Origin of the sequence: Aeromonas sp. LsrichE-8G (genome assembly GCF_022869435.1) — a bacterium.
GTDB classification, from domain to species: domain Bacteria; phylum Pseudomonadota; class Gammaproteobacteria; order Enterobacterales; family Aeromonadaceae; genus Aeromonas; species Aeromonas caviae.
Map to the genome: position 1 here is coordinate 1 of NZ_JALIHH010000162.1, position 4932 is coordinate 4932.

At 57.8% G+C, this 4932-nt stretch carries 4 protein-coding genes; all 4 read left to right on the top strand.

The genetic code is table 11. The features are described 5' to 3' along the window. Positions 1 to 478: transposase (locus MUW49_RS18100; protein ID WP_244813049.1), on the top strand; the 478-nt coding region annotated here is incomplete at its 5' end. Positions 479 to 551: 73 nt separating this feature from the next. Continuing rightward, the gene (locus tag MUW49_RS18105; RefSeq protein ID WP_010675269.1) at positions 552 to 692 is read left to right on the top strand and encodes a hypothetical protein; all 141 of its coding nucleotides are present in this window, start codon (positions 552 to 554) and stop codon (positions 690 to 692) included. A gap of 692 nt (positions 693 to 1384) precedes the next feature. Further along, a complete protein-coding gene (aceB, locus tag MUW49_RS18110) occupies positions 1385 to 2992 on the top strand; it encodes a malate synthase A (RefSeq protein ID WP_160838641.1) in 1608 nt (535 codons plus the stop codon). Positions 2993 to 3061: 69 nt separating this feature from the next. After that, the gene (aceA, locus tag MUW49_RS18115; RefSeq protein ID WP_010675271.1) at positions 3062 to 4375 is read left to right on the top strand and encodes an isocitrate lyase; all 1314 of its coding nucleotides are present in this window, start codon (positions 3062 to 3064) and stop codon (positions 4373 to 4375) included. Positions 4376 to 4932 lie beyond the last annotated feature (557 nt).

Here is a 4932-nt window from a genome sequence, read left to right on the forward strand (position 1 = left end):
GGTGGACCGGGTGCGAGTGGAGCAGGCGAATGCACTGAAAAGCGATAAACCGGCGCGAAAAGTGGTCAAAAGTGCGCGTTGGTTGCTGCTACGTAATCGGGCGAAGCTGAGTGAAAAACAGGATGTGAAGTTGCAGGAGCTGTTGGTGGCGAATCAACCGCTGGCGATGGTGTACGTGCTGAAAGAGGCGTTGAAGGGCATCTGGTATGCGCCGAGCGTGTGGGAAGGATGGCGACGATGGCGGAGCTGGATGCGGCAGGTGAAGGAAAGCGGGCTAGCGCCGCTGCAACGATTTGGTCGAAATTTATCGAAATATATGCGGGGGATCCTGGCGAGTGCAAACTACCCGATGCACACGAGTGTGCTGGAAGGGGTGAACAACAAGATCAAAGTGATAAAGCGTATGGCATATGGATTTAGGGACTCAGAATACTTTTTTCTGAAAATCAAGGCGGCCTTCCCCGGAAAGCCGCGATGAACCTAAAAACAGGGAGGTGGACACTAGGGTGATGGAATCACCGACCGGCTTGCAATCAATGAGGCAAGCATCCATGACCCAAGCTGTTGACTCCCAGCCCGTTCAGCCCCTGATCTCCCCCACGCCCTCCGAGCTCGATTCCGCAGAGCACGGGTTTGGCAGTTCAGTGCACCTCGATGTGATCGATCTCGCCGCCCCGGATGAAGATTACTGAGACGAGCCCGTGCCATAGTGCGGTTCAAGACGCCGGTTTTGCTGTCCGGCACCACCCTTGACCCCGGCCAACAGACCGCCACCGCAAATAACGATAAAATGCTAGTTTTTCTTCAAAAATCAGTTTAATTGACCATCTTCTGCGCCCCAACCTCCCTCTCCTTCATGGACACGCCGTGATACAAACCTACGTTATTGCTCGTCATTTCCCTCTCTCATGTTCGCCTTCGCCATTTTGACCCAATTTGACATTTTAGTTTTAAACATCAGTTCACTACCCGGTCACTTCATAGCCCTCATGCAGGCTGGATTGAACGAAGGCATTTCATACAGCTGTTTTTGCAAAGCTTGGAGTAATGTCGGGATTTGTTTTTGCATTTGTAATTTTATTACGTAATTAGTTACATTTTTAACCCATCCCCTCTACCGAAATCCTCCCCCCTGCCGCCCCGGCGACCCAAGAGCATAACCATCTGCAAAGAGCTTTTACACTAATCACATAAATCCATTTAAAACAGCATCTTAACTATCATCAAAAAACACCCGTTTTAAAAATCAAGTTGACGAATCCGCCATTCTTTTGCACCTTATGAATCGTGTTACCCCGCTGTTACGGGGAGTTTGAAAGAAAGGGATATAGACGTTAGTCGTAGTTAATAAATTCAAAATGTAACTTTTGGAGGAGTACCCACTATGTCGGCACCGGCCCAGACCATCAGCAGCACCCGCCTGCACATTCAAGGCGAGATGCTTCCCGATTACGCGCAGATCCTGACGCCGGATGCGGTGGCCCTGGTGTCCGAACTGGTGGAACGTTTCGCTCCCCAACGCAATGAGCTGCTGAAGCAGCGAGTCGCACGCCAGGCCCGTATCGATGGCGGCGAGTTGCCGGACTTCCTGCCAGAGACCGCCCATATTCGCGATGGTGAGTGGACGGTGCGCGGCATTCCCGCCGATCTGCAGGACCGCCGTGTGGAGATCACCGGCCCGGTCGAGCGCAAAATGGTGATCAATGCCCTCAACGCCAACGTCAAGGTCTTCATGGCCGACTTCGAGGACTCCCTGGCCCCGGCATGGAACAAGGTGATCGAGGGCCAGATCAACCTGCGCGATGCGGTCAACGGCACCATTGCCTACCAGAGCCCGGAGGGGAAGGCCTATACCCTGAATCCCAACCCGGCCGTGCTCATCTGCCGGGTTCGCGGTCTGCATCTGCCGGAGAAGCACGTCACCTTTGATGGTGCCCCCATTCCCGGCGGCCTGTTCGACTTCGCCCTCTATTTCCTGCACAACCACAAGGCGTTGCTGGCCAAGGGCTCCGGTCCCTACTTCTACGTACCCAAGCTGCAGAGCCATCTGGAAGGGCGCTGGTGGAGCGAGGTGTTCGCCTGGACCGAGGACAAATTCGGTCTGCCCCGCGGTACCATCAAGGCCACCGTGCTCATCGAAACCCTGCCGGCGGTATTCGAGATGGACGAGCTGCTCTATCAGATGAAGGATCACATCGTCGCCCTCAACTGCGGTCGCTGGGACTACATCTTCAGCTATATCAAGACCTTGAAAAACCACCCGGATCGCGTCCTGCCGGATCGTCAGGTGGTGACCATGGACAAGCCGTTCCTCTCTGCCTATTCGCAACTCCTTATCAAGACCTGCCACAAACGCGGCGCGCTGGCGATGGGGGGCATGGCCGCCTTTATCCCGGCCAAGGATCCGGCAGTGAACGCCGAAGTCTTCGCCAAGGTGAAGGCGGACAAGGAGCGTGAAGCGAACAACGGCCACGACGGCACCTGGGTCGCCCACCCCGGCCTCGCCGATACCGCCATGGCGGTGTTCAACGCCACCATTCCGGTGGGTGCCCAGAACCAGATCGGCGTGCTGCGCGAGCAGGATGCCCCCATCACGGCCGCCGACCTGCTGGCCCCCTGTGAGGGTGATCGCACCGAGGCGGGCATGCGCACCAATATCCGCGTCGCCCTGCAATACCTGGAAGCCTGGATCAACGGCAATGGCTGCGTGCCCATCTACGGACTGATGGAAGATGCCGCCACCGCCGAGATCTCCCGCACCTCCATCTGGCAGTGGATCCGCCACGGCAAGACCCTCTCCAACGGTCAGGCAGTGACCAAGGCGCTGTTCCGCCAGATGCTGGCCGAGGAGCAGGAGGTGGTCAGAGGCGAAGTGGGCGAGGCCCGCTGGCAATCGGGCCGTTTCGCCGAGGCAAGCGCCCTGATGGACGAGATCACCTGCGCCGACACACTCATCGATTTTCTGACGCTGCCCGGCTACGAGCGGCTGTGAGACCCGGGCCGGTAACGGCCCCCATAACAAGTCAATGGAAACGTGAAATCAATGAAAGAGGGAACTGATATGGCACTGACCCGTGAGCAACAGATCCAGGCTATCGAGAAAGACTGGGCAGAAAACCCCCGCTGGAAAGGGATCAAGCGCGGCTACAGCGCCGAGGACGTGGTGAACCTGCGTGGCAGCCTGCAGCCGACACACACTCTGGCCCAACGCGGCGCCGACAAACTGTGGGAGCTGATCCACGGCGGCGCCAAGAAAGGCTATGTAAACTGCCTCGGCGCCCTGACCGGCGGCCAGGCGGTGCAGCAGGCCAAGGCCGGCATCGAAGCCATCTATCTCTCCGGCTGGCAGGTGGCGGCGGACAACAACCTCTCCTCCACCATGTACCCGGATCAGTCCCTCTACCCGGCCAACTCCGTCCCCTCCGTGGTGGAGCGCATCAACAACTCCTTCGCCCGGGCCGACCAGATCCAGTGGGCCAACAAAGTTGGACCAGAGGACAAGGGCTTCATCGACTATTTCCTGCCCATAGTAGCGGATGCGGAAGCCGGTTTCGGCGGCGTGCTGAACGCCTTCGAGCTGATGAAGGGGATGATTGAAGCGGGCGCCGCCGGCGTACACTTCGAAGATCAGCTCGCGTCCGTGAAAAAATGCGGCCACATGGGCGGCAAGGTACTGGTCCCGAGCCAGGAAGCGGTGCAAAAGCTTATCGCAGCCCGCCTCGCGGCAGATGTCTGCGGTACCACCACCCTGGTCATCGCCCGCACCGACGCCAACGCAGCGGATCTGCTGACCACGGATGCCGATCCCTACGATGCCGGCTTCCTGACCGGTGAGCGCACCAGCGAGGGCTTCTACAAGGTGCAGGCCGGCATCGAGCAGGCCATCTCCCGCGGCCTGGCCTACGCCCCTTACGCCGACATGGTGTGGTGCGAGACCGCCAAGCCCGATCTGGACGAGGCGCGCAAATTTGCCGAGGCCATCAAGGCCCAGTACCCGGACAAGATCCTGGCCTACAACTGCTCCCCGAGCTTCAACTGGAAGAAGAACCTGGACGATGCCACCATCGCCCGCTTCCAGCAGGAGCTCTCCGACATGGGCTACAAGTACCAGTTCATCACCCTGGCGGGTATCCACAACATGTGGTTCCACATGTACGAGCTGGCCTACCAGTACGCCCGTGGCGAGGGAATGAAGCACTATGTCGAGATGGTGCAGCAGCCGGAATTCGCCGCCGCCGAGCGGGGCTACACCTTCGTGGCGCACCAGCAGGAAGTGGGTACCGGTTACTTCGACAAGGTGACCACCGTCATTCAGGGCGGCCAGTCGTCGGTGACCGCGCTGACCGGCTCGACCGAAGAAGATCAGTTCCACTGATAGCTGTGTAATGCTCGCAAACAAACCCCGGCCAAGTCCCGCAATGCTGTTCACTTAAGAGAATTTGAGTTCCAGTCCACGTAGTATCAGGACAAAAAATCGAGGGAGGCATGATGCCTCCCTCTTTCTATTGCAAGCCCCGCTGGATAAAGGCTGGAGGAAGATCGACTGGACACAGCCTTGCCCCCTCAACTCAAATCCAATTTATGAATAATCAGTCAAAAAAGTGCTTATCTGAACAGCATTGCGGCCAAGTCCCGGGGTTTGTCGTTATGGGGCTTAGAACCTATCCCAGTAGGCGTAATCGTTGAAGGCAGTTTGAACACGGACAGCGCGCAGAAACCGGAGCGTACTGTAGTACGTGAGGATTTCGAGCACTGCCCAGGTTCAAAATGGCGAATAAGATAGCCTATTGACATCCTCCCCCACCTTAGCGCTTCGCGTCACAGGAGGGGGATTCCCATTACTGGGTGATAGCTGCTCGCGCAGTACCGGGTTCCTGCTTCATCGGGCGGCCTGATTGCACCACGCCTCCACAGGCTAAAACGGCGTGTCCC